Origin of the sequence: Kitasatospora sp. NPDC057936, from assembly GCF_042887525.1 — a bacterium.
Taxonomy (GTDB): Bacteria; Actinomycetota; Actinomycetes; order Streptomycetales; family Streptomycetaceae; genus Kitasatospora.
This window is the reverse complement of record NZ_JBHVPD010000139.1, coordinates 1-21667: the sequence shown is the minus strand read 5'-3', so window position 1 is coordinate 21667 and position 21667 is coordinate 1. Positions and strand designations below refer to the sequence as shown.

The following is a 21667-nucleotide window of genomic DNA, read 5'->3' as shown; positions in this document are numbered from 1 at the left end:
GCCCCGAAGGGGCCCGGGCAGCGACGTTTCACCGTGGAGGGTCAGGCCTGCTTGGGCTTGCGGGCCACTGCCACGGCGAGGGCCGTGCAGAGGAGGGCGGCCACGGTGGCGAAGCCGCTCACGGCGGGGAGGAGGCCGTAGGCCTGGACGAGGGCGCCGACGATGACGATCGGGAGCGAGCTGCCCAGGTAGACGATGATCCACAGGGAGGACAGTTCGGAGCCGCGGCGTTCCGGGTCCATCGCGGCGACGGCGCTGGTGAACAGTGAGCGGAACGCCACGCCCTGGCAGGCGCCGCCGAGGACGCTGCCGATGAAGAGCAGGGCTGGGGTGCCGCTGTACCCGGCCGCGACGACCAGGCCGAGGCCGGTGGCCAGGCCGGTCATGCCGAGGGCGATGACCAGGCGGTCGGAGGTCGGCGGGACGAGCAGCTGGGCGGCCGCGGAGGAGCCCAGCAGCAGGGCCGCGACGACGGCGCCGACCAGGTGGGAGGGGGTGTGCAGCAGCTTGGCCGCGAAGGACGGCGCCAGGCTGAGGTAGACGCCGAACACCGCGTACGAGATGAAGCCGGCGGTCGCGGCGAACAGGAACTCGCGGCGGCCGGCGATCGGCAGGGCGGGCTTGCGCGGGCGCAGGTGGGCCGGGGTGGTGATGCGCGGCGGCGAGGCCGGCGGGCGGTTGCGGCCGGGCATCCGGGGGTGCACGACGGCCAGGGGTATGCAGAGGGCACCGAGCGCGATGGCGTGCAGGAGGAACGGCGTCAGCAGCGGGTCCGAGCCGTCGGCCAGCAGGGCGCCGACCACCGGGCCGAGCGCGACACCGCCCGCCGAGCAGGCCAGGGTGAGCTTGGCGGCGAGCGTCGGGTGGTCCGGCAGCAGATCGCCGAGGGCGGCCCCGGCGGCGCCGGTGGACAGGCCGACGGCGATGCCCTGGACGGCCCGGCCGAGGGCGAGCTGCCAGAAGCTCCCTGCGGTGGCGAAGACCACGTCGCCCGCGGCGGCGAGCGCGACGGCCGGCAGGATCAGGGCGCGGCGGCCGAGCAGGTCGGACCAGTGGCCGACCACGGCGAGGACCGGGACCAGCGCGAAGATGTAGATCGTGAAGAGGATCGTGGTGTCGAGCGTGGTCAGGCCGAGGCGCTGCTGGATCATCGGGTAGATCGGCGTCGCCAGGTTGGCACCGATGAGCATGAACAGCAGGCCGGCCGAGACGAGGCCGACGCGGACTCCGCGCAGCGCGTTCCAGCGGCTGATCGCGGAGAGCTGGAGCTGGGCGCGTGGCGCGAGCTCCAGGGGAAGCAGGGCCTCCGACAGTCGGCGTCCGTCGAACTGCGCGGTGCGCAGGCCGGGGCCGGCGGGGGAGAGGTCCGCCATCTCAGGGGTCTCCTGTGGCTTGGCCCCACCGGGGCGGCTGGGTGTGCCGGCGCGCCCGTCCTGAGGCGCTGTGGTGGTGGCCGCGGTGCGGGCTCCCTGATGGAGCGGATGGGTGTGGCAGGTCCCGTCCCGCCCGTTGACGGGCGAGGAGGGTGAGGGCTTCGTTGCCCGGTGGCCCGCGCGGGGTTGTGCGCGGCGCCAATAGCGAAGGATAAGGGGTGGGCGCACGGTCGCGGCGCGCGCCCCTCGGGGCCGGGCATCGGGGGTGCCCGGCCTATACGCTGAGGTAGAGGATCGGTACGCGGAGCTGATGCGCGGCCGCTGGCTGAGGGAGAACGCGAGGCGATGGCCGGACGACGTCGGAAGAACGCAGGGGCCTCGGCGGGAGAGGGCACGGCCGAGGCGGTTCTGCCCGCCGACCTGGAGCTCCAGGACCTCTATGGGGCGTTCGCCGCTCACGGACTGGACGACGAGGACCTGGACGACGCAGCCGTCCTGGTCCCGCCGGTGAAGCTGCCCGCCGAGCGGGAGCTGGCCGAACAGGCGAAGGCCGTCCCCATGTTCGGGTACGCGCTGGCGCTGGCCCGCTGGGCCGCCCCGCACCGCGGCGTGGACGAGTTCGGGGACCTGGTCGTCGAGGACCGCGCCCCGGCGGCGCGGCTGCTCGGCCTGGCCCCGGCCGCGGGCGAGGTGCCGGAGGAGGCCGAGATCGAGGCCATGCGGGCCTGGTCGCTGGCCTGCGACCTGGACCTGGTGGAGATCGGGACGACCGCCGACGGCGAGCACGTCGCCGTGCCGGGCCCGGACCTGGAGCCGGCGGAGGAGGGCGACCCGGACACCGTCCTGGAACTGTGGCTGACGGCCGCCGGGATCGTCCGCGAGCTGGCCGTGGAGGCCGACTCGATGCCCGAGGAGGACGGGGAGCACGCCGCGGCGGGCGAGGACGGCGACGAGGAGGACGAGGACGCGCTCTCCGAGGTCGAGGAGGCCCGCGACGCCGCGGCCGAGCTGCTCGACGAGGCGCTCCAGGTGCTGTACGAGACCACCGCCTTCGCCGAGCCGGGCAACGAGACCGTGCCGCTGGGCGTGCTCGCCGCGCTGCTGGTGGTGCCGGAGGGCGAGGAGCCGAGCGAGGAGCTGCTCGGCGACATCACCGACGTGATGGTCGCGCTGGACCCGATGCTGGGCGACCTCGCCGAGCTGGGCCTGCTGGACTACCGCCCGATCGACCCCGAGCTGTTCGACGAGGAGGAGGCCACCGGCGAGGAGGGCGCCCCCGTCGTCGGCGAGGCCCCGCTGGACGAGGAGGAGTCGGCGCGGTTCGGCCTGGTCCGGCTGACCCCGCTCGGCCAGTACGGCATCCGGCAGTGGCTGCTGGAGGACGGCTACGACGCGCCGCTGGTCGGCGACCTCGCCCAGGGCGACGCGGCCGAGCTGCTGCGCGGCGTGTGCGAGTCCCCCAACGTCCTGCCGGAGGAGGAGCTGCGGGTCTGGCTCGACGGCCGGGAGCCGGTGGCGGCGGCGCGCGAGCTGCTGGCGGCGGCGCGCGGCGCGGACGCGTACGGGCCGATGCGCCGGATGCTCGGCGTCTCGGCGCTGAACGTGCTCGGGGCGCCCGCCGAGCCGGCCGTCCGGGAGGTGCTGGACGACCCGGAGCTGGGTGGTGCCGCGCGGGCCTGGCTGACCGCGCTCGGCGCGTCGGACGTGCCGGCGCCGGACCGGACGATGGCGCTGTGGACGGTGGTCGACACCTTCGCCGCCCAACTGCTCGACAGCGGCGGCGACGCCGAACCGCTGCGCGAACTGATCGCCGACCTGCCCGTCACCGGCGATCCGGGGAGCTACTTCGGCGAGCTGTGGCGGGTCGACCACGCGTACACGGCGGACGTCCTGGAGGCGATCGGCGAGCTGCACACCGACCGCGCGGTGGCCAAGGAGGCGCGCAAGGCGGCCTTCAAGGCGCGCTCGAAGAGCTAGCGCCTCAGGGCAGGTCGAGTCAGCGCAGGTCGAGTCAGGGCAGGTCGAGTCAGGGCAGGTCGAGCGAGCCGTCCTCCGTGAAGGGGAAGAACGGGTTGTGCGCCAGCTCCCACAGGTGGCCGTCCGGGTCCTCGAAGTAGCCGGAGTAGCCGCCCCAGCCGGTCGTGGCCGGCGGCTTCACCACGGTGGCGCCGGCGGCGATGGCCGTCTCCAGGGCGGCGTCGACCAGCGCGGGGGACTCCAGGTTCACCGCGAGGGTGACGCCGCGGAAGGACGGCTCGCCGCCGCCGGGCACGCCCGCGTCGGCGGCCAGCTCGTCGCCCGGGAACAGCCCGAGCACCGAGTCGGCGGTGCGGAACCAGACGATCTCCGGGCTGGAGGCGGAGGAGCGCCGCCAGCCGAGGGCCTCGTAGAAGGCGGCGCTGCGGCCGAGGTCCGTGACGCCGAGGGTGACGATGCTGATCCGGGCGGGGAACGTGCTCTGTGCTGTCATGCGGCCAGGTTAGGGAGGGCGGCTGACAACCGCGCGTCCTGACACGGCCGCCGTCCGACGGTCCCTGCGGGGCGCGGGAGCTGATGACCCGGCAGGTCCCCGGCACGTAAGGTGGCGGGGGCGGTGCGGGCGCGAGGACTCGGGGGTGCGGCACAGGTGATGCGGGAGAGCGGCGGCAGGCCCCAGGAGCGGCGCGGGACACCGGACGCCGGATGGCACGCCCCGGACGCGCGCGAGCGGGCGGACCGGCTCGCCCGGGTGGAGGAGTTCACCCGCCGGACCCTGGCCGCCGCGGACTTCCCCGTGTACGGCGTCGCGGCCGGGCTCGACCGGGCGGGCGACGCGCTCGGCGCGTTCGAGACCAACGGCGGCCGGCTGGACTGGGTCGAGGTGCAGTCGGGCGACTGGAGCTCGACGGCGGGGCCGTACGTCACCGTCCGCACCTACCGGCCGGGCGCCGAGCGCTGCCTCGTCCTGCCCGAGCTGGAGGACGTCGTCGAGGACGAGCGGGACCGGGTCTACGACCACCTCGGGATCGACGAGGGCGACGGGCCCGGGCGGGTCCGGGCGCTGCGCGAGTGGATCACGGTGGACGGCGAGCCGTGCGCGGTCGAGGTGCACGAGGACCGGCCGGTGCTCTGGCCGGGGACGCCGGAGGACGGCGGGCCCGGGCCGGTGTGGGCCGGGCGGCTGCGGATCGACGGGCTCACCGTCACGGTGTGCGGGCGCGGAGTGGCGCCCGGCGGGCTGGAACTCGGCCGGATCGGCGACGTCGAGCGGTACCTGCGCGGGCGCAGCGAGCTGCTGCGCGAGCTGTCGTCCCGGCACTCCGAGCGGGTGCCGGTCGAGGAGCGCGAACTGCCGCCGGTGCACGGGCTGGAGGCGCACCGGGCGCTGATCGGGCAGACCATCGCCGAGTCCGCGGCGATCGAGGCGCAGGTGCGGGCCGGGCGGCCGCCGCGGCTGCCGCGCGGGCTGCGCGGGGAGGCGTGCGCGGTGCGCTGGGAGGCGGCGGTGCGCCAGCAGATGCGGCTCGCCTCGGAGACCCGGGAGGAGGCGCTGGCGGCCGTGACGTCGATGGTCAACCACCTGGAGCGGCTGGCCGGGCAGACGCACTGGGTGATCGGGACGCCGGAGGGCGCGGCGGCCGTCGAGGAGGTCGTCCGGTACACGGTGTTCGCGAGCGAGGTGGCGAGCCTGCCGGCGCAGCGGGCGTGGGCGCAGCTGTGGCGGGACCGCTCGGGCGGCGGGCCCGAGGGCTGGGAGGCGCAGGAGCTGGCCGAGCAGTTGTGGCTGTCGGCCTGGGAGCAGTGGCGGACACGCGCCACCTAGAGTCCGGTGGCCCTATTCGTCGGCGGGCAGCCGCAGTTGCAGCATCGCCAGCAGGCGCTGCTGCGGCTGGGCGAGGTCGATGCCGGTCAACTGCTCGGCGCGGCGCACCCGGTAGCGCAGGGTGTTGGGGTGGATGTGCAGGGCGTCGGCGGCCACCCGGACCTCGCCGAGCGCGTCCAGCCAGGCCAGCACGGACTCGGCGAGCCGGGTGCCGTGCCGCCGGTCGTAGGCGGTGAGCGCGGTCAGCCTCGGGTCGCGCAGGCCGCCGCGCTCCTGGAGCAGCGCGAGCATCTCGCTCACCAGCACCTCGGCCTGGACGTCGATCAGCGCGGCCACGTCGAGGTCCACCCCGCCGCGGCCCATCGCGTCGAGGATCCGGTCCGCCTGGGCCCGGGAGTCCGGCACCTGCGCGAGGCCGTCCACGGTCGATCCGATCGCGGCCCGCAGCGGCACGCCGAGGTGCTCCCTGGCCGCCTCGACCACCTCGGAGGCCCAGTCCCGGACGGTCGTCATCGGCAGGCCCGGCGGGAGTTCGGGCAGCAGCACGTACACCCGGGACTCGATCGGGGCGAGCAGCGCGCCGCGGTGCCGGGCGGCGGTGTGCACCGAGATCAGGCCGGTGATGTCGGCGCGGTGCAGCGCCTCGGTGGTGCGGGCGCCGTACGCGAGGACGGTGGCCGGGCGGCGCAGGTCCAGGCCCAGGTGGGTGGCGAGCGACTGCGGGCCGGTGGAGCCCTCCAGCAGGCCGGTGAGCAGCGTCTGGGTGAGCCGCACGTCGGCGGACAGCTCCCGGCGGCGGCGCACCAGCTGGGCGGCGGCGACGCGGGCGGCACCGACCAGGGCCTGCTCGGCCAGCGGGGCCAGCGGCTGCGCGCCCTCCTGCACCCAGATGGTGCCGAGCGGCTGCGCCCCGGCCCGGATGCCGACCGCGAGGCGGCGGCGCAGGCCGAGTTCGGGGTGCGGCTCGACCGCGATCGGGGCGTCCGAGGTGCGCAGGTGCTGGAAGATGCCCCACTCGCGGAGCTTGGAGAGGTACGGCTCGGGGCCCTGCCAGCCGAGGATGGAGAGCCGGCGGAGGTCGTCGACCTCGTCGGAGTCGGAGGAGCGGGAGTAGGCGAGCACCCGGCTGGACGTGTCCTCGATCGAGACGATGCCGCTGGTGAGCACGGCGACGGTCTGGGCGAGGGAGAAGAGGTCGCCCGCGTTGTGCTCGGGGGCGCCGGCGGTGTCGGGGGCGTCCGGACCGGCGATGATCGCGCGGGCCAGCGAGTCCAGGTGCTCCCAGCGGGTCTCGCGGCGCACCGAGAGCAGGGCGACGCCGGCGTCGGTGGCGGCCTCGCGCAGGGCGTCCGCCTGGCCGGGGGCGTCGAGCTTGACGGCGACGGCCGCCGCGCCGGCCCGGCCGGCGGCGCGCAGGGCGGGGAGGGCGGCGCGGCCGCGGGCGCCGATCGCGAGGACGAGTTCGCCGGGGGCCGCGGTCGGCGGGTCCTCGGGGTCGAGGATCGCGACGTCGCGGACGGGCACGTCCAGGCCCAGCGGGGCGGCCTGGAGCTCGACCAGGGGCTCGCCGAGGGACATCAGGAGCTGGCGGAGCGGGAGGCCGGGGGTTGCCACTTCAGGCCTCCTTCATCCACTCGGACAAGGCCGTGTGGTTGATTTTAGCCGGGCGGACAGAGTTGAGGTTCGTCAATCCTGAATAGTTGACTCTGACTATCTGAGAATGGATAGTCAGTACTGACCAAGAGATGAGGAAGATCTCATGGCGAAGCGACGCAAGGTGTCGAACCCGCTGGCCCTCGCGGTCCTGGCCGAGCTCACGGCCGAGCCGATGCACCCGTACGAGATGGGGCGCCGGCTCAAGGAGCACGGCAAGGACCGCAACATCAAGTACAACCGCAGCTCGCTGTACATGGTCGTGGAGCAGCTGCGGAAGGCGGGGTTCGTCGCCGAACAGGAGACCGTCCGCGACACCCAGCGGCCGGAACGCACCGTCTACGCCCTCACGCCCGAGGGGAAGGCGGAGCTCGACAGCTGGATGCGCGAGTGGATCGCCGAACCGCAGGAGGAGTACCCGTCCTTCGGGGTGGCCCTGTGCCTGCTCGTGGTGGTGCCGCCCTCCGAGGCGGCCGAACTGCTCGGCCGGCGGCTGGCGACCCTGGACGCCCGGATCGACGCCGAGCGCGCCCAACTGCGCAAGGCGGCGGAGATGGGCGTCCACCCGATGTTCGTGGTCGAGGACGACTACGCGCTCGCGCTGCTGGAAGCCGAGCGGCGCTTCACCGAGAACCTCATCGCACAGCTCGGGGAGCCGGACTTCAACCGGACCCTGCAGGAATTCATGAGGAGCCTGGAATGAGCACCAACGGTACGACCCGCAAGGCCCTGATCATCGGCGGCGGCATCGCCGGGCCCGTGATGGCGCTGGCGCTGCGCAGGGCCGGCATCGAGCCGCTCGTGTTCGAGGCCTACGAGAGCTCCGCCGAGGGCATCGGCGGGACGTTCATGATCGCCCCCAACGGGCTCGGCGCCCTCGCGGCCGTCGGGCTGGAGGCGGAGGTCGGCCGGCTCGGCCAGCCGGTCGGCCCGATGGTCATCGAGGACGGCAGGGGCGGCACGCTCGCCGAGTTCGCCGGCCTGCCCGACCTGCCGCGCGGGCGGCTGATGCGCCGCGCCGAACTGTACGAGGTGCTGCAGCGGCGGCTCGGCGAGGCCGGCATCGACGTCCGGTACGGCAAACGGCTCGTCGGCGTCGAGGAGGGCGCCGACGGCATCACCGCCCGCTTCGCCGACGGCACCACCGCCACCGGCGACCTGCTGATCGGCGCCGACGGCACCCGCTCCACCGTCCGCACCCTGATCGACCCGGCCGCGCCCGGCGCCCGGTACACCGGGCTGCTCGGCATCGGCGGCTACAGCCCGTACCGCCTGCCCGGCCGGGCAGGACGCGGCGAGACCGTGCACTTCGCCAACGGCGCCCGCGCCTTCTTCGGCTACTGGGGACTGCCCGAGGGCGCCGGGACGGCGTGGTTCAGCAACGTCCCGCAGCCCGAGCAGCTGACCTACGAACAGGTCCGCGCCGTGAGCAACGACGAGTGGCTGCGCCGGCTGCGCGACCTGCACTCCGGCGACGTGCCCGCCCGGGACGTCCTCGCGGTGGCCGACGCCGACACCATGGAGGTCTTCCCGCGGCTGGAGATCATGCCGTCCGTCCCGCACTGGCACCGCGGCCGGATGGTCCTGGTCGGCGACTCGGTGCACGCGCCGTCCAACAGCTCCGGCCAGGGCGTCTCGCTCGCCGTCGAGAGCGCCGTCGAACTCGCCCGCTGCCTGCGGGACCTGCCCGACCACACCGCCGCGTTCGCCGCCTACGAGGCGATGCGCCGGCCGCGGGTCGAGAAGATCGCCGCCGACGCGGTCCGCACCAACAGCCAGAAGTCCTCCGGGCCGGTCTCGCGGGTGATGTTCCGGCTGCTCGCGCCGATCGCCATGCGGACGTTCATGAGCCCGGAGAAGATGCTCCGCCCGGTGCACGGGTACCGGATCGACTGGGAGCGGCGGGTGGCTGTCGGGGCGTGACGCTTTCGTTCGCTCGGACAACTCCGTCCGGGCGACTTTAGCCGCCCGGCCAATTGCATGGCCGGGCGGCTGAAATAGCGTTATCCAACGCTGGCCGGTCCGTGCCGGCGGTCGCAGCGACTGCTCCTCGAAAGGAGAGCGTGCGCCTCGTGACTCCGCCCGTGGCATACGCCGGGGCTTCTCGCTTGGCCACGCGGCCTTGCGACGGACAAGCCCTGTCCGATCCCGCAAGCGGAACGTGACAGAGCGTATCAGCATGGTGACATGCGGTATCGCTGAATCCGATAATCACAGGAGAACTCATGGACGCTGTGACCCAGGTCCCCGCGCCGGTGAACGAGCCGGTCCACAGCTACGCCCCCGGCAGCCCCGAACGGGCCCGCCTGGAGGCCAAGCTGAAGGAGCTGGGCGGCCAGGAGCCGGTCCAGCTGACCATGACGATCAACGGTGAGCGCCGCATGGGCGGCGGCGCCGAGATCCACGTCGTCCAGCCGCACAACCACGCGGCTCGGCTCGGCACCCTGCGCAACGCCACCCAGGCCGACGCGCAGGACGCCATCGACGCTGCCCTGGCCGCCGCCCCGGCCTGGCAGGCGCTCTCCTTCGACTCCCGCGCCGCGATCTTCCTCCGCGCCGCCGACCTGCTGGCCGGCCCCTGGCGCGAGACCCTGGCCGCCGCCACCATGCTCGGCCAGTCCAAGACCGCGCAGCAGGCCGAGATCGACACCCCCTGCGAGCTGGTCGACTTCCTGCGCTTCAACGTGCACTTCGCCCGCCAGATCATGGCCGAGCAGCCGGTCTCCTCGGACGGCGTGTGGAACCGCAGCGACCACCGCCCGCTGGAGGGCTTCGTCTACGCGATCACCCCGTTCAACTTCACCGCGATCGCCGGCAACCTGCCGACCGCGCCCGCGCTGATGGGCAACGTGGTGCTCTGGAAGCCGTCCCCGACGCAGCAGTTCTCCGCGCACCTGCTCATGCAGCTGCTGGAGGCGGCCGGCCTGCCCAAGGGCGTCATCAACATGGTGACCGGCGACGGCCTCGACGTCTCCGCCGTCGCGCTCAAGCACCCGGCGCTCGCCGGCATCCACTTCACCGGCTCCACCGCCACCTTCCAGCACCTGTGGCGCGAGGTCGGCAACAACATCTCGCAGTACCGCACCTACCCGCGGATCGTCGGCGAGACCGGCGGCAAGGACTTCCTCGTCGCCCACCCGTCCGCCGACCCGGCCGTGCTGAAGACCGCGATGACCCGCGGCGCCTTCGAGTTCCAGGGCCAGAAGTGCTCGGCGCTCTCCCGCGCCTACGTCCCCGCCTCGCTGTGGGCCGGCCTGAAGGACGAGTTCGCCGCCGAGGTCGACGGCCTGACCATGGGCGACGTCAGCGACCTGGGCAACTTCATGTCCGCCGTCATCGACGAGCGCGCCTTCGCCAAGAACAAGGCCGCCATCGACCGCGCCCAGGCCGACCCGCGGGTCGAGGTCCTCGCCGGCGGCACCTACGACGACTCGGTCGGCTACTTCGTCCGCCCGACCGTGCTCGTGTGCCAGGACCCGGCCTCGGAGTACTTCCGCGACGAGTACTTCGGCCCCGTCCTCGCCGTCCACGTCTACGAGGACGAGAAGTACGACGAGATGCTGGCGCAGATGGAGTCCGTCTCGGCCTACGGCCTGACCGGCTCGATCATCTCCCAGGACCGCGCGGCCGTCGAGCACGCGATGGAGAAGCTGCGCTTCGCGGCCGGCAACTTCTACATCAACGACAAGCCGACCGGCGCCGTCGTCGGCCAGCAGCCCTTCGGCGGCGGCCGGGCCTCCGGCACCAACGACAAGGCCGGCGCCAAGCAGAACCTCGCGCGGTGGACCTCGACCCGCTCGGTCAAGGAGACCTTCGTCCCGCCGACGGACTACCGCTACCCGCACATGGGCTGACCGGCCCCCTCGACCCTCCGGCTCCACGTGGACATCGCGTAGCCATCGGTCACCCGCGACGCCCGGTCCCGCAACCGGGCGCCGCCCCGCCGGGGCGGCGGGGCCACCCCCGTACCCGCCGCCCCGGCCACTTTCTGCCACCCTTAGAAGCACCAGTTCCAGGAGTCACGATGCTCCGTTCCGCCCTCCTCGCGGCCTCCCGGTCGCCGCAGGTCCGGACCGTGGTCGAGAAGTTCCCGCCGACCCACGCGATAGTCGAGCGCTTCGTCGCCGGCGAGGTCCTCGACGACGCCGTCACCGCCTGCGACGACCTCGTCGCCACCGGCCGCAAGGTCACCCTGGACCACCTCGGCGAGGACACCCAGGACGCCGCCCAGGCCGCCGGCACCGCCGAGGCGTACGAGCACCTGCTCAAGGCGCTCAAGGAGACCGGCCTCGCGGCCGGCGCCGAGGTGTCCGTCAAGCTGTCGGCCGTCGGCCAGTTCCTGCCGGTGGACGGCGAGAAGATCGCGCTGGAGAACGCCCGCCGCATCTGCGAGGCCGCCGCCGACGCGGGCACCACGGTGACCCTCGACATGGAGGACCACACCACCACCGACTCCACCCTCGCCATCGCGCGCGAGCTGCGGGCCGACTACCCGTGGCTGGGCGTCGTGCTCCAGGCCTACCTGCGCCGCACCGAGGCCGACTGCCGCGAGTTCTCCGGCGCCGGCTCCCGCGTGCGCCTGTGCAAGGGCGCCTACAAGGAGCCCGAGTCGGTCGCCTTCCAGGGCAAGCACGAGGTCGACCTCGCGTACGTCCGGGCCCTCAAGGTCCTGATGGCGGGCGAGGGTTACCCGATGATCGCCTCGCACGACCCGAACATGATCAAGATCGCCGGGCAGCTGGCCCAGTGGAACGGCCGCAACCGCGACTCGTTCGAGTACCAGATGCTCTACGGCATCCGCCCGGAGGAGCAGCTGCGCCTCGCCGGCGAGGGCAACACCATGCGGGTGTACCTCCCGTACGGCCAGGAGTGGTACGGCTACTTCATGCGCCGCCTCGCCGAGCGCCCGGCCAACCTGACCTTCTTCCTCCGCGCCATGGCCACCCGCAGCTGACGCTGCGGCCCCGGTGCCGAACGGCTCGCACCCCCTTTGTGGGAGGGGGTGCGAGCCGTTTCGCGTTCCGCGTGTTCCCGGCGGTTTCGGGCGTTCACGGGGGTGGGTCCCGGCCTAGGATCGGGGGTGGTGAACTGGGGCCGTAGTGGGAGGAGTTGGGGATGCTGAAGGAGTTCGAAGGGCTGTCGACGCCGTTGGTGGCGGATGCCTGTGTGCGGCTCGGGGTGGGGGTGCGGGCGGCGCCGGTGGGGGTTGCGGGGGTCGGGGCGGGGGCCCGGGTCGCCGGGCGGGTGCTGCCGGTGCGGCACTACGGGAGCGTGGACGTGTTCCTGGAGGCGTACGGGGCCGCGCGGGACGGGGACGTCCTCGTGATCGACAACGGCGGGCGGACGGACGAGGCCTGCATCGGGGACCTCGCCGTGCTGGAGGCGATGGCGGCCGGGGTCGCCGGGATCGTCGTGTGGGGGCTGCACCGGGACACGCCCGAGCTGGTGGAGATCGGGCTGCCGGTGTTCAGCTACGGCGCCCTGCCGCTCGGGCCCCTGCGGCTGGCCGAGCAGGAGCCGGAGGCGCTGGTCACGGCGCGGTTCGGGCCGCACCTGGTGGACGCCGGGGACGTGGTCCTCGCCGACGCGGACGGCGTGCTGTTCGTCCCGGGCGACCGGATCGACGAGGTGCTCGCGACGGCCGCGGACATCGCCCGAACCGAGCGCGCCCAGGCCGGGCGGATCCGCTCCGGCGACACGCTCCGCCGGCAGACCGCCTTCGACGAGTACCTGGAGCGGCGCGCCGCCGACCCGGCGTACAGCTTCCGGCAGCACCTGCGCCGGGTGGGCGGGGCCATCGAGGAGTAGCCGCCCTCAGAGCGGGCGGTGCATCACGTGGAGGCCGACGTATCCCTCGGTGGGGTGGCGGAAGGCCTCGGGGACGGTGCCGACGACGCTGAAGCCCAGCGATTCGTAGAGCTTCACCGCGTGGTGGTTGTTCGCCACCACCGCGTTGAACTGCATGGCGCGGTAGCCCTGTCGGCGGGCCCAGTCGAGGGTGTGCTCGACCAGGGCCCGCCCGATGCCCCGCCCGTGGTGGGCCGGGTCCACCATGTAGCTGGCGCTGGCCACGTGCGAGCCGTTGCCCGGGCGGTTGCGGCACATGTTGGCGGTGCCGACGACCGTGCCCGCGTCGTCCACCGCGACCACCGTGCGGTTCGGCGCGGGCAGCAGCCACCACTCGCGCCCGAGCTCGGAGGAGAGGTCCGGCGGGTACGGGAACGTCTCGCCCGCGGCGACGATCGCGTGGAAGAACGGCCAGATGGCCGGCCAGTCCTCGGCGGTGGCTTCTCTGATCTGCATGCGGACAGGATGGCCCCGGGCCGGCGGACCGGCCACCGGTTTTCCGGTGGGCGAGCGGGGCTCAGAGGAGCGCGGCGGACGGCTCGATCATCGCGCGGGCGGTCTTGGCGTCCACGTACTCGCCGAGCGCCGTCATCTCCCACTCGCCGGTGCTCTGGCGGACCAGCTTGCACATCACCACTCCGGTGCGCGGCTCCGAGTGGGTCAGGTCGAAGCGGACCAGCTCCTGTCCGCTGCCGGCGTCCAGCAGGCGGCAGTAGGCGTTCTGCACCTCGGTGAAGCGCTGCCCGGAGAAGGAGTTGACGACGAAGACCAGGCCGGTGACCTCGGCGGGCAGGCCCTCCAGGTGGACGGTGATCGACTCGTCGTCGCCGGTGCCCTCGCCGGTGAGGTTGTCGCCGGAGTGGGCGATCGCGCCGTTGAAGACGGTGAGCTTCATGAACCAGGCCGTCTCCAGCTTGCGGCGCCTGGCGTCGAAGGCGATGCAGGAGGCGTCGAGGTCGATGCTGCGGCCGCGGCCGGCGGGCTCCCAGCCGAGGGCCATCCGGACCGAGGAGAGGAACGGGCGGCCGTTCTTGACCAGGGACACCGAGCTGCCCTTGACCAGGTTGACCCGGCCCTTGTCGAGGGTGACCTTCGGGCGGGTGGCCGCGGCCGGTGCCGGCGGTGCGGCGGGCGGCGGGGAGGTCGGCATCGGGGGCGCGGCGGTGCGGGCGATGCGCGGGTCGAGGGGCGGTGCGGTCGGTGCGGGCGGCGGGGCGGACGGCATCGGGGGCGCGACGGAGACCGGAGGGGTCGCCGGGGCCACCGGGGTGTCGTCGACGGTGACGCCGAAGTCGGTGGCGATGCCCGCGAGTCCGTTGGCGTACCCCTGGCCGACCGCCCGCACCTTCCACGCGCCGTTGCGCAGGTAGACCTCCACCACGATGAGCGCGGTCTCCCGGCCGAGCGGCGGCGGGGTGAAGGAGACCAGCACCTGGCCGGTGTCGGCGTCGCGGACGGTCGCGGTCGGCTCCATCCCGGCGAACGTGCTCTCCTGGTCGGCCGGACTGGCCGTCACGACCACCTTGGTGATCCCGGCCGGGACGGCCCGGGTGTCCACCGTGATCGCGTCCGGCGCGCCCGCGCCGGCCGGGCGGTGGCTGACGCCGGGGCCGTGCGGCGCGTTGAAGAACACGAAGTCGGCGTCCGAACGCACCTTCCCGGCGTCGGTCAGCAGCAGGCCGGAGACGTCCAGCGCCTTGGGTGCGGTGACCTCGACGGTCACGCGCGCGGCGGACAGCGGTGCGTTTCCGCCGGGGGTCAGGACGGTGGACACGGACTCCTCCTCGGGTACGGGTCGGCGGCCGCACGGGGCCCGGTCGGGCCGCCGGGCCGGGTGCTGCCCACAGTAACGAACGTGGCCGCGGAGATGAGCCCGGGTCGCCGGAGGGACCGGCGGGGCCCGGCCGGGCGTCAGTGGTGGACGGGCGGGGTCTTCGACCGGGCCTCCGGCGGGGTCTTCGACGGGGCTTCCGGCGGGGCGGGCTGCCGGCCCGCTTGCGGTGCCGCCTCGGTGAAGGTGCCCAGGGCGGAGACGGCCCGGGGGTCGGTGATGCCGAAGGCGGCGGCGTTCCAGCCCTCCGCCGCGGCGCCCTTGCGCGGGGCCGTCGCGGTCGGGCGGGTGCCGCGGACGCCGAACGTGTAGTGCCCGGGGCCGACGTCGGTACCGGCCGGCGTGGTGAACCGGTAGACCAGGGCGCCCCGTTCCTGCTGGGCGGTGACCACGGCACCGGGCAGGTCCGTCCACGCGGTGCCGCTGCCCGGGGCCAACTCGCCCGGGGCGAGCCGGAACTCGGTCTGGAGGGCGGTGACGGGCTCGGTGACGCTGAGGCCGAGCACGTGCCGCGTGCCGTCGCGGCCGAGCGGGGAGACCTGGGCGACGCCGCTCAGGGGCTGCTCGGCCCCGGGAGTGACGTCGGTGGTCGCGCCGGTGTCGGGGACGCCGGTGGCGGCAGGGGTGTTCGGGGTGATGTCGGATCCCGGGACGGCCGGGACCACCGAAGGGACGGTCGGGAGCCGCGGCGTGAACGACGGGGTGCCGGACGGGAGGCTCGCGCTCGGGGACGGCGACGGCTGTCCGGACGGCTGTGCCGGCGACGGGGTGGGCGTCATCTGCGGGGACGTCTGCGGAGACGTGGACGCCGGTCCGGACGGCGCCGCCGGCCCGTGCCCCGCGGTGGCCCCGCGGCCCTGGGCGGACGGATCGTCGGTGGACGCGAGCCCGGTGTGTCCGCCCTCGGACGCGGCGGCCGTCGGCTCGGGCGTGCCCGGTCGGTGCGTGGAGGGAGCGGGTGTCGATGAGCCGGGGTGCGGTCGCGCGGGCCGGGAGGCGGACGGCCGTCCGCTGGGCTCGGGCGCTGCCGGGGGGTGCTCGGCGGCGGCCTCGGCCTGCTCGGTGCCGCTCCCGCTCGGGGTCGGCGGCGGCGTGGTGCCGACCCGGGCGACGCCGGCCCGCCGACCGACGCCCTGCTGCTCGTGCAGGAGCAGGGTGGTGGCGATGCTGATGCCGACGACCGTGGACATCGCCATCGCGGCGCCGGAGAACCGCAGGGTGGGCAGCCGGAACCGGCCGCCGAACGGGCGCGGCCGACCGTGCCGGCCGTGTGGCGCGGCCTCGTGCCGCACGTCCGGTACCGCGTCCTCGCGCACAGCCACCGGACCCCTCCCTCCCCGAAGTCGCCGTCGCAGTCGCCGCATTCTCCCACGGTCCGTGGCGCGGGGTCCGTTCCGGGAGGGGGTGAGCGTACCAGCGGGCGGCCACGTCGTGGACGGATTCCATCCACTTCGTGGACATCCGTTCATCGCAAGGAAGTTGACGGATCGTCCGACAAAATTGAGTAAGGACCGTCCGTCCGGGACGGGGGTGATTGCAACCTCCTTGCAACCCTTGCCCGCCCGGCCCGCGGTGGCGCAGTCTGAGAGCATCCCACGCCGTCCCGGAGAGACCGTCATGCCGCCCGACCCGCTGTCCGCAGCCTCCAGTGCACCCCTCGCCGCCACCCCCACGGGCGACGATGGGGAAGGCTCCACCGCCGCTCCGGCGGCGGTGGAGGAGGTGCTGACGCTGCGGATCGCGCTGGGCGAGGAGGTCGTCGGCGAGGTCCGCACCCGGTTCCGCTTCGAAGCCGCCCGTCCGTACGAGGTGCTGCTGACCTTCCACCTGGGCCGGCCGGACGAGGCCGACTGGGTCTTCTCGCGCGAACTCCTGCGCGACGGCCTGCGCATGCTGAGCGGCCAGGGCGACGTCAAACTGTGGCCGGCGTACTGCCCGTGCCACGGCTCGACGTTGCACCTCGCGCTCGAATCCCCGCACGGCAGCGCCCTGCTGGAGGTCTCCAAGCCCCGCGTGCAGGCCTGGCTCGACCGGACCTACGCGCTGGTCTCCGAGGAGGCCGAGCGCGCCTGCGGCCCGACCGACGCCCAGCTGGCCGCGCTGCTCGGGGGCGGCTGAGGGGCGCTCACGCGGGCGCGCGGGTCGGACATGCGGGGTTCGGGGACCGCCGCGCCCGGCAGGCGTACCGTTCCGGCGGCCAGTGCCGTCCGCAGCCGGCGCACGGCCGGGGCCGACGACGACGGCAGCAGGTCGTACGGATCGTCCGGGCCCAGCACCGTGACCAGCACCGACTCCGCGAACCGGTACGGCCGGTGGGCCAGCAGGCCGCCCAGGTAGCGGCGCAGCCGGGACAGCTCGGCGCGGACGGTGACCGTCCTGGCCGGATCCCCGAACAGCGCGTCGGCGAGCTGCGCGGCGGTGCTGCCGTCGCGTCCGGTGGCCAGCAGGAGCAGCAGTTCGGCGTGGCGCGGGCTGAGCGCGTGCGACCAGCCGCCGGCCGCGCCCTGCACCGAGAGCTCCGGCCGGTCCGCGCGCCGCAGGTCCAGGCGCAGCCGCGCCCCCTCCGGCTGTTCGGCGGCGAGGGTGCCGTCCCCGTCCGACGGCCGGACCGGCCGCACCAGCCAGCCGTCGGCCAGCGGTTCGAGGACGCACTCGCCGAGCCCGGGCACCCACTGGACGGCCGCGGCGCCCCAGCTCTCCGCGGGCAGGCGCAGCCGGCCGAGCGGAGGGAGCCCGGCCGAGGCGGCGGTCCATCCGGCGGCGTCCACCACGAGCGCGGGGCCGGCCACCCGGGCGAGCAGTGGGGCTGCCATCGTGCGCAGCTGGTGGAGCGACTCCAGCCGGTGGGCGCGCAGTTCGGTCTCGGCGAGGCGCGCTGCCGTGGTGGTGAGCTGGAGCAGGTACGGGCGCACGCTGTGGGCGGGGCCGCTGAGGTTGACCGCGCCGATGAGTTGTCCGGTGCCGGGGTCGTGGACGGGCGCGGCGACGCACGTCCAGGAGTGGTGGCTGCGCAGGTAGTGCTCGGCGGAGTGGACCTGCATCGGGCGCTGGGTGCGCAGCGCCGCCGCGATCCCGTTGGTGCCGACGCTCTCCTCGATCCAGCGGGCGCCGATCAGGAAGCCGATCCGGTCGGCGCTGCGGCGCAGGCCCCGCTCGCCCTCCTGCCACAGGACGTGGCCCTCGGCGTCGGCGATCGCGAGGATCAGCGGCGCCTGGTCCACGGGCTGGATGAGGGTTTCGCGGAGCACGGGCATGACGGCTTCCAGGCCGCTCGCCCGTCGGCGCAGTTCGACCTCGGCCGGGCCGAGGTGGATGGCGGCGGCGCCGGAGTCGGGGTCGAGACCGAGGCGGCGCAGGCGCTCCCAGGAGTCGCCGATCTCGGGGCGGGGTTCCGGCAGGCCCTGGCCGTCGCCGGTGGTGCCGGCGCCGGCGGGCTGCTGGGTGTTCTCGCGGGCGGCTTCCCGGGCGGCGGCGTCGGCGAGGGTGCGGTCGTGGACCTTGGCCAGTTCGGCCGCGGTCGGCGGGGTTCGACGTTCCGGTCGTCGGGTCTGCCGTCCGGTCTGACGCACTCGGGTTGCTCCTCGCCGCCGATCGAGGGCGCGTCGGGGTCGATGCGCTGACGAAAGCGTAAGGGGGAGGCGGGGGTCTGGGGACGGGGTCGGGGAAGTCGGTGTGCGGGGTGGCGGGGGTTTCTTCCGCGGGCGCTGGCGGCTGCGCCCGCCGCGACCCTCAGCGCTCCACGCGTCCGTCGTTGTGCTGGGCGGCCTCCACCGTGTGGTGCAGGTCGGCGGTCGCCTCCATGGTGGCCGCCGTGCTCAGTGCCAGGCAGGCGGCCAGGGCCAGGGCCACCGGGCGCAGGCGGGTGCCCGTCGGGGTCGGGCGGGGTTGCAGGAGGGCGGCCACCCGCCGCGGGACGGGGCCGGTGTGGGCCGCGGCCGCCAGCTTGGGGCGGGCGGGCGACGGGGCCCGGTTGGCGGCCAGGGCGGCGCGGCCCACCGCGCGGGCGGTCACGGTGCGGTCGCCCACCCGGGCCGCCGCCACCTCGTCGGCCCAGCGCTCCAGGTGGTAGCCGAGGGGCGCGCGCAGTTGCCGGAGCGCCGGGTGGATGTCGGCGGCGTGTTCGGCCAGGGCGAGGAAGAGGTGGTGACGGCCGGTGAGGTGGGCCCGCTCGTGGGCGAGCAGGGCCGCCCGCTCGGGGCCGCTGAGGGCCCGCAGCATGCCGGCGGTGACGACGATCCGGCCGGGTTCGCCGCGGTGCAGCCGGCCCGGGAGGGCGAAGGCGTCGGCGCGTTCGTCGTCGAGGACGGTGAGCCGGTGGTCGGGCGGGGTGAGCAGGTCCCGCGGGGTCCGGCGCGCGTCCTCGACGGGCAGGGCGGCCCGGGCGGTGCGCAGGTCGCGGTGGTGGCGGCGGGCGGTCCGGACGGCGAGGGCGGTCAGCGCGGCCAGGGCGAGTGCGGCGACGGCCGCCGCGAGGGGTGCGCCGGGCGCGGCGGCGGTGAGCCAGGGCAGGGACAGGTGGCCGAGGGCGGCGACCGGCGGCAGCTGGAGCAGTCCGGCGGCGGCGAGCAGGCCGAGCGAGCACAGGGTGCCGCCGGCCAGGACGGCGGCCGAGCCGGCGAGCGTCCAGGCGGCGGCCCGGGGGGACAGCGCGTCGGCGAGGCGGCGGGCCAGCGGGGCGGCGAGGAAGGGCAGCAGGAGGGGCGCCCAGACGGCGATCATCACGCGGTGCCGTCGCCCAGGAGTGCGCGGAGGAGCTGCTCGTCCTCGGCGGAGAGGTCGGAGACGAAACGCGCGAGCACGGTGGAGCGGTCGGCCTCGCGGCCGAGCTCGGTGTGCATGCGGCGGGCGGCGAGGCCCGCGGTGTCCTGGACGGTCGGGGTGTAGGCGTAGGCGCGGCCGGCCCGGGTCCGTTCGACGGTGCCCTTGTCGTGCAGGCGGGCGAGGATCGTCGCGATCGTGGTGCGGGCGAGGTCCCCGCCGAGCGCCGCCTGGACGTCCTGCGGCGTCATCGGATGCCGTGCGGACCAGAGGGCGGTCAGCACCTCGGCCTCCAGCTCCCCGGCGGGCCGGCGGGCGGACGGTACGTCGGACATGGCGGCGCTTCCTCCAGTTATCGTCTACAGTCATGTAGACCGTCTACGTCACTGTAGACGGTCCGGGCGTTCCACCGCCCTCCAACGTACGGGAGGTCCGCCAGCCTTGCTCCAGTTCCCCCTCGATCCGGCCGTCCACCTCGCGGTGAACCCGCTGGACGCCTCCTCGCTGCTCGCCGCCTTCGGCGCGCTCGGCATCGCCGTGGTGCTCTTCGCCGAGACCGGCCTGCTGGTGGGCTTCTTCCTGCCCGGCGACTCGCTGCTGTTCACCGCCGGGCTGCTCTGCGTGCCCGGTGCCACCAAGGGCCCGCAGCTGGAGCTGTGGCAGGTCCTCCCGGCGGCCCTGGTCGGCGCGCTGGCGGGCGCCCAGGTCGGCTACGTCATCGGCAGGCGGGGCGGGCGGGCGCTGCTGCGCCGCAGCAAGCGCAAGAGCCTGCAGGAGGGCGTCGAGCGGGCCGAGGAACTGCTGGCCAAGTACGGCCACGGCAAGGCGATCGTCCTGGCGCGGTTCATCCCCGTCGTCCGAACGGTGCTCAATCCGATGTGCGGCGTGCTCGAAGTGCCGGTCCGCTCGTTCACCTTCTGGCAGGTCGCGGGCGGTGTGCTGTGGACGGTGGGCGTGGTGCTGGCCGGCTACGGGCTGGGATCGTCGATCCCCAGCATCGACCGATATCTGCTACCGATCATCGGTCTGGTAGTAGTTGTCTCCGTGCTCCCCATTGTTCTCGAAGTGTTCCGCGCCCGTAAGGCGCGCCGTCACGGAGGTGACGCGTGATGTCCTCCCGGGCTCTCGCCGTGTTCGACGGCAGTGGCATCTCCGGCGGCCTCTACACCCAGGTCAACGGCTGGTCCAAGGCCGCGCCGGTGTGGCTGGACGACGTGATCAAGGTCTGGTCGGCCATCGGCCTCGGCCTGTTCGCGCTCTTCATGCTCCACGCGTGGTGGCGGGCGCGCGGCGCCGACTCGGCCCTGATGGCCCGGGTGCTGGCGACGCCGGTGATCGTGGTCGTCGCGTACGTCGCGAACTCCGTGCTGAAGGGCATGGTCGAGGAGGTCCGGCCGTGTGCGCAGATCCGGGGGAGCGTCCCCCTGGAGACCTGCCCCGGTACCGGTGACTGGTCCTTCCCCAGCAACCACACCGTGATCGCCTTCGCCGCCGCCACCGCGCTGTTCTTCGTCGACCGCCGCCTCGGCGCGATCGCCGGGATCTTCGCCGTCCTGATGGGCGCCTCCCGGGTGTGGGTCGGCGTGCACTACCCGCACGACGTCGCGGTCGGCATGCTGGTCGGCATCGTCGTCGCGGCGCTCCTGGCGCCGATCGCCGGGCGCTGCGGACCCCTGGTGGACCGGATGCGGGGCGGGGCACTGCGCCCGCTGCTCGGTCCGGGCGCGCTGCCGCGGTACTGATTCCGTCCCCCGCCTTGTTCGGGCGGGGCGGCGGGTAGAGCATGTGAGCCGGGCGTGGAGCCCCGTCGCGACGGGGAACCCGCCCGGCTCTGTCGTGCCAGCGGAGGGAGCGTCCGTGCCGTACCGACTCGACATCACCCAGGGGGACTGGCCCGGGGACCTCCTGCACAAGGGCGTCGAAGGCCTGCTCGCCGAGGCCATGGTGCTCACCCTCGCGACGGCGGGTCACGAGCACGGGCCGCACGCCAACCTCGCGTTCTTCGCCCACGACGACGACCTCGTCCTGTACTTCGTCAGCGAGCGCTCCACCCGGCACAGCCGCCACCTCGCCGAGGAGGCCCGCGCCGCCGCCACCGTCTTCCTGCCGCCGCCCGTCTTCGGCGAACAGCTGCGCGGCCTCCAGCTCACGGGCAGCGCCGGCGAGGCCTGGGGTCACCAGGCGGAGGCCGCCCTGGCCGCCTACCGGGCCCGCTACCCGTCCTTCGCCCAGGACGACGAGCTCCGCCGCCAGTACCTCGCCGGCGCCGGCGCGGCGGCCCTGTACCGCTTCGAGGTGGACGAGCTCACGGCGGTGGACGAGCCCAACTTCGGGCGCCGCAACTACCTGCGGGCCCGCGTGGTGCGGAGCTGAGAAACGGCGGCGCGGCACGGTTCTCCGTGC

At 74.5% G+C, this 21667-nt stretch carries 20 protein-coding genes; 11 read left to right on the top strand and 9 right to left on the bottom strand.

The genetic code is table 11. From position 1 onward, the window contains the following. Positions 1 to 41 precede the first annotated feature (41 nt). Complete coding sequence (locus ACFVU9_RS42210) at positions 42 to 1373, bottom strand: MFS transporter (RefSeq protein WP_380447215.1); 1332 nt, start codon at positions 1371 to 1373, stop codon at positions 42 to 44. A gap of 345 nt (positions 1374 to 1718) precedes the next feature. Between ACFVU9_RS42210 and ACFVU9_RS42205 the strand changes: the two genes are divergently transcribed. After that, positions 1719 to 3350, top strand: coding sequence for a hypothetical protein (locus ACFVU9_RS42205; protein WP_380447213.1), 1632 nt, complete (start codon positions 1719 to 1721; stop codon positions 3348 to 3350). A gap of 49 nt (positions 3351 to 3399) precedes the next feature. Here the strand turns inward: ACFVU9_RS42205 and ACFVU9_RS42200 are convergent, their stop codons facing one another. Continuing rightward, positions 3400 to 3843 (bottom strand): VOC family protein, encoded by a 444-nt coding sequence (locus ACFVU9_RS42200; RefSeq protein ID WP_380447211.1) that lies wholly within the window; start codon positions 3841 to 3843, stop codon positions 3400 to 3402. A gap of 156 nt (positions 3844 to 3999) precedes the next feature. Here ACFVU9_RS42200 and ACFVU9_RS42195 point away from each other — a divergent pair, with 156 nt between their 5' ends. Then, the gene (locus tag ACFVU9_RS42195) at positions 4000 to 5175 is read left to right on the top strand and encodes a hypothetical protein (protein WP_380447209.1); all 1176 of its coding nucleotides are present in this window, start codon (positions 4000 to 4002) and stop codon (positions 5173 to 5175) included. Positions 5176 to 5187: 12 nt separating this feature from the next. On the opposite strand, the gene ACFVU9_RS42190 is transcribed toward ACFVU9_RS42195, so the two are convergent. Then, complete coding sequence (locus tag ACFVU9_RS42190) at positions 5188 to 6789, bottom strand: PucR family transcriptional regulator (protein ID WP_380509277.1); 1602 nt, start codon at positions 6787 to 6789, stop codon at positions 5188 to 5190. 145 nt (positions 6790 to 6934) lie between these two features. On the opposite strand from ACFVU9_RS42190, the gene ACFVU9_RS42185 reads away from it, so the two are divergent. The 5 genes from ACFVU9_RS42185 (at position 6935) to ACFVU9_RS42165 (ending at position 12636) form a co-directional block, all read left to right on the top strand. Then, entirely contained in the window at positions 6935 to 7531 is a 597-nt protein-coding gene (locus tag ACFVU9_RS42185; RefSeq protein ID WP_380499286.1) for a PadR family transcriptional regulator, read from the top strand. Beyond that, positions 7528 to 8751, top strand: coding sequence for an FAD-dependent oxidoreductase (locus tag ACFVU9_RS42180; RefSeq protein WP_387602808.1), 1224 nt, complete (start codon positions 7528 to 7530; stop codon positions 8749 to 8751). The genes ACFVU9_RS42185 and ACFVU9_RS42180 overlap by 4 nt, the downstream gene beginning before the upstream one ends. A 302-nt stretch (positions 8752 to 9053) precedes the next feature. Next, positions 9054 to 10682, top strand: a complete 1629-nt coding sequence (gene pruA, locus ACFVU9_RS42175; RefSeq protein ID WP_380447201.1) for an L-glutamate gamma-semialdehyde dehydrogenase — start codon at positions 9054 to 9056, stop codon at positions 10680 to 10682. A 170-nt stretch (positions 10683 to 10852) separates the two neighbouring features. Continuing rightward, a complete protein-coding gene (locus ACFVU9_RS42170) occupies positions 10853 to 11782 on the top strand; it encodes a proline dehydrogenase family protein (RefSeq protein ID WP_380447199.1) in 930 nt (309 codons plus the stop codon). Positions 11783 to 11943: 161 nt separating this feature from the next. Continuing rightward, positions 11944 to 12636 carry an RraA family protein gene (locus tag ACFVU9_RS42165; protein ID WP_387602803.1) on the top strand — a complete coding sequence of 231 codons (693 nt, stop codon included), beginning with the start codon at positions 11944 to 11946 and terminating at the stop codon, positions 12634 to 12636. Positions 12637 to 12642: 6 nt separating this feature from the next. On the opposite strand, the gene ACFVU9_RS42160 is transcribed toward ACFVU9_RS42165, so the two are convergent. The 3 genes from ACFVU9_RS42160 to ACFVU9_RS42150 all read right to left on the bottom strand — a co-directional run bounded on the left by ACFVU9_RS42160 (position 12643) and on the right by ACFVU9_RS42150 (position 15828). Continuing rightward, entirely contained in the window at positions 12643 to 13131 is a 489-nt protein-coding gene (locus ACFVU9_RS42160; protein ID WP_380447195.1) for a GNAT family N-acetyltransferase, read from the bottom strand. Positions 13132 to 13192: 61 nt separating this feature from the next. Continuing rightward, positions 13193 to 14449, bottom strand: coding sequence for a TerD family protein (locus ACFVU9_RS42155; RefSeq protein WP_387602800.1), 1257 nt, complete (start codon positions 14447 to 14449; stop codon positions 13193 to 13195). Positions 14450 to 14586: 137 nt separating this feature from the next. Further along, entirely contained in the window at positions 14587 to 15828 is a 1242-nt protein-coding gene (locus tag ACFVU9_RS42150) for a hypothetical protein (protein WP_387602797.1), read from the bottom strand. Between the two features lie 295 nt (positions 15829 to 16123). Between ACFVU9_RS42150 and ACFVU9_RS42145 the strand changes: the two genes are divergently transcribed. Further along, positions 16124 to 16624, top strand: coding sequence for an SsgA family sporulation/cell division regulator (locus tag ACFVU9_RS42145; RefSeq protein ID WP_380447190.1), 501 nt, complete (start codon positions 16124 to 16126; stop codon positions 16622 to 16624). Here the strand turns inward: ACFVU9_RS42145 and ACFVU9_RS42140 are convergent. The 3 genes from ACFVU9_RS42140 to ACFVU9_RS42130 form a co-directional block, all read right to left on the bottom strand. After that, positions 16543 to 18075: a GAF domain-containing protein gene (locus ACFVU9_RS42140; RefSeq protein ID WP_380509292.1), complete on the bottom strand. Its 1533-nt coding sequence runs from the start codon at positions 18073 to 18075 to the stop codon at positions 16543 to 16545. The two genes, ACFVU9_RS42145 and ACFVU9_RS42140, sit on opposite strands and share 82 nt — an antisense overlap. 160 nt (positions 18076 to 18235) lie before the next feature. Beyond that, positions 18236 to 19225, bottom strand: a complete 990-nt coding sequence (locus ACFVU9_RS42135; RefSeq protein WP_380447186.1) for a M56 family metallopeptidase — start codon at positions 19223 to 19225, stop codon at positions 18236 to 18238. Continuing rightward, positions 19225 to 19599, bottom strand: coding sequence for a BlaI/MecI/CopY family transcriptional regulator (locus ACFVU9_RS42130; protein WP_380447184.1), 375 nt, complete (start codon positions 19597 to 19599; stop codon positions 19225 to 19227). The genes ACFVU9_RS42135 and ACFVU9_RS42130 overlap by 1 nt, the downstream gene beginning before the upstream one ends. 106 nt (positions 19600 to 19705) lie before the next feature. Between ACFVU9_RS42130 and ACFVU9_RS42125 the strand changes: the two genes are divergently transcribed. The 3 genes from ACFVU9_RS42125 (at position 19706) to ACFVU9_RS42115 (ending at position 21637) form a co-directional block, all read left to right on the top strand. Then, complete coding sequence (locus ACFVU9_RS42125) at positions 19706 to 20374, top strand: DedA family protein (protein WP_380447182.1); 669 nt, start codon at positions 19706 to 19708, stop codon at positions 20372 to 20374. Continuing rightward, positions 20374 to 21006: a phosphatase PAP2 family protein gene (locus ACFVU9_RS42120; protein WP_380499275.1), complete on the top strand. Its 633-nt coding sequence runs from the start codon at positions 20374 to 20376 to the stop codon at positions 21004 to 21006. Before ACFVU9_RS42125 ends, ACFVU9_RS42120 begins: the two co-directional genes overlap by 1 nt. 115 nt (positions 21007 to 21121) lie before the next feature. Further along, positions 21122 to 21637 carry a pyridoxamine 5'-phosphate oxidase family protein gene (locus tag ACFVU9_RS42115; RefSeq protein WP_380447178.1) on the top strand — a complete coding sequence of 172 codons (516 nt, stop codon included), beginning with the start codon at positions 21122 to 21124 and terminating at the stop codon, positions 21635 to 21637. The last annotated feature ends 30 nt before the right edge of the window (positions 21638 to 21667 follow it).

Coding starts and splice junctions, on each gene's coding strand:
- ACFVU9_RS42210 (WP_380447215.1), bottom strand. CDS start 1,373: ATGGCGGACCTCTCCCCCGCCGGCCCCGGCCTGCGCACCGCGCAGTTC.
- ACFVU9_RS42205 (WP_380447213.1), top strand. CDS start 1,719: ATGGCCGGACGACGTCGGAAGAACGCAGGGGCCTCGGCGGGAGAGGGC.
- ACFVU9_RS42200 (WP_380447211.1), bottom strand. CDS start 3,843: ATGACAGCACAGAGCACGTTCCCCGCCCGGATCAGCATCGTCACCCTC.
- ACFVU9_RS42185 (WP_380499286.1), top strand. CDS start 6,935: ATGGCGAAGCGACGCAAGGTGTCGAACCCGCTGGCCCTCGCGGTCCTG.
- ACFVU9_RS42180 (WP_387602808.1), top strand. CDS start 7,528: ATGAGCACCAACGGTACGACCCGCAAGGCCCTGATCATCGGCGGCGGC.
- pruA (WP_380447201.1), top strand. CDS start 9,054: ATGGACGCTGTGACCCAGGTCCCCGCGCCGGTGAACGAGCCGGTCCAC.
- ACFVU9_RS42170 (WP_380447199.1), top strand. CDS start 10,853: ATGCTCCGTTCCGCCCTCCTCGCGGCCTCCCGGTCGCCGCAGGTCCGG.
- ACFVU9_RS42165 (WP_387602803.1), top strand. CDS start 11,944: ATGCTGAAGGAGTTCGAAGGGCTGTCGACGCCGTTGGTGGCGGATGCC.
- ACFVU9_RS42160 (WP_380447195.1), bottom strand. CDS start 13,131: ATGCAGATCAGAGAAGCCACCGCCGAGGACTGGCCGGCCATCTGGCCG.
- ACFVU9_RS42145 (WP_380447190.1), top strand. CDS start 16,124: ATGCCGCCCGACCCGCTGTCCGCAGCCTCCAGTGCACCCCTCGCCGCC.
- ACFVU9_RS42135 (WP_380447186.1), bottom strand. CDS start 19,225: ATGATCGCCGTCTGGGCGCCCCTCCTGCTGCCCTTCCTCGCCGCCCCG.
- ACFVU9_RS42130 (WP_380447184.1), bottom strand. CDS start 19,599: ATGTCCGACGTACCGTCCGCCCGCCGGCCCGCCGGGGAGCTGGAGGCC.
- ACFVU9_RS42120 (WP_380499275.1), top strand. CDS start 20,374: ATGTCCTCCCGGGCTCTCGCCGTGTTCGACGGCAGTGGCATCTCCGGC.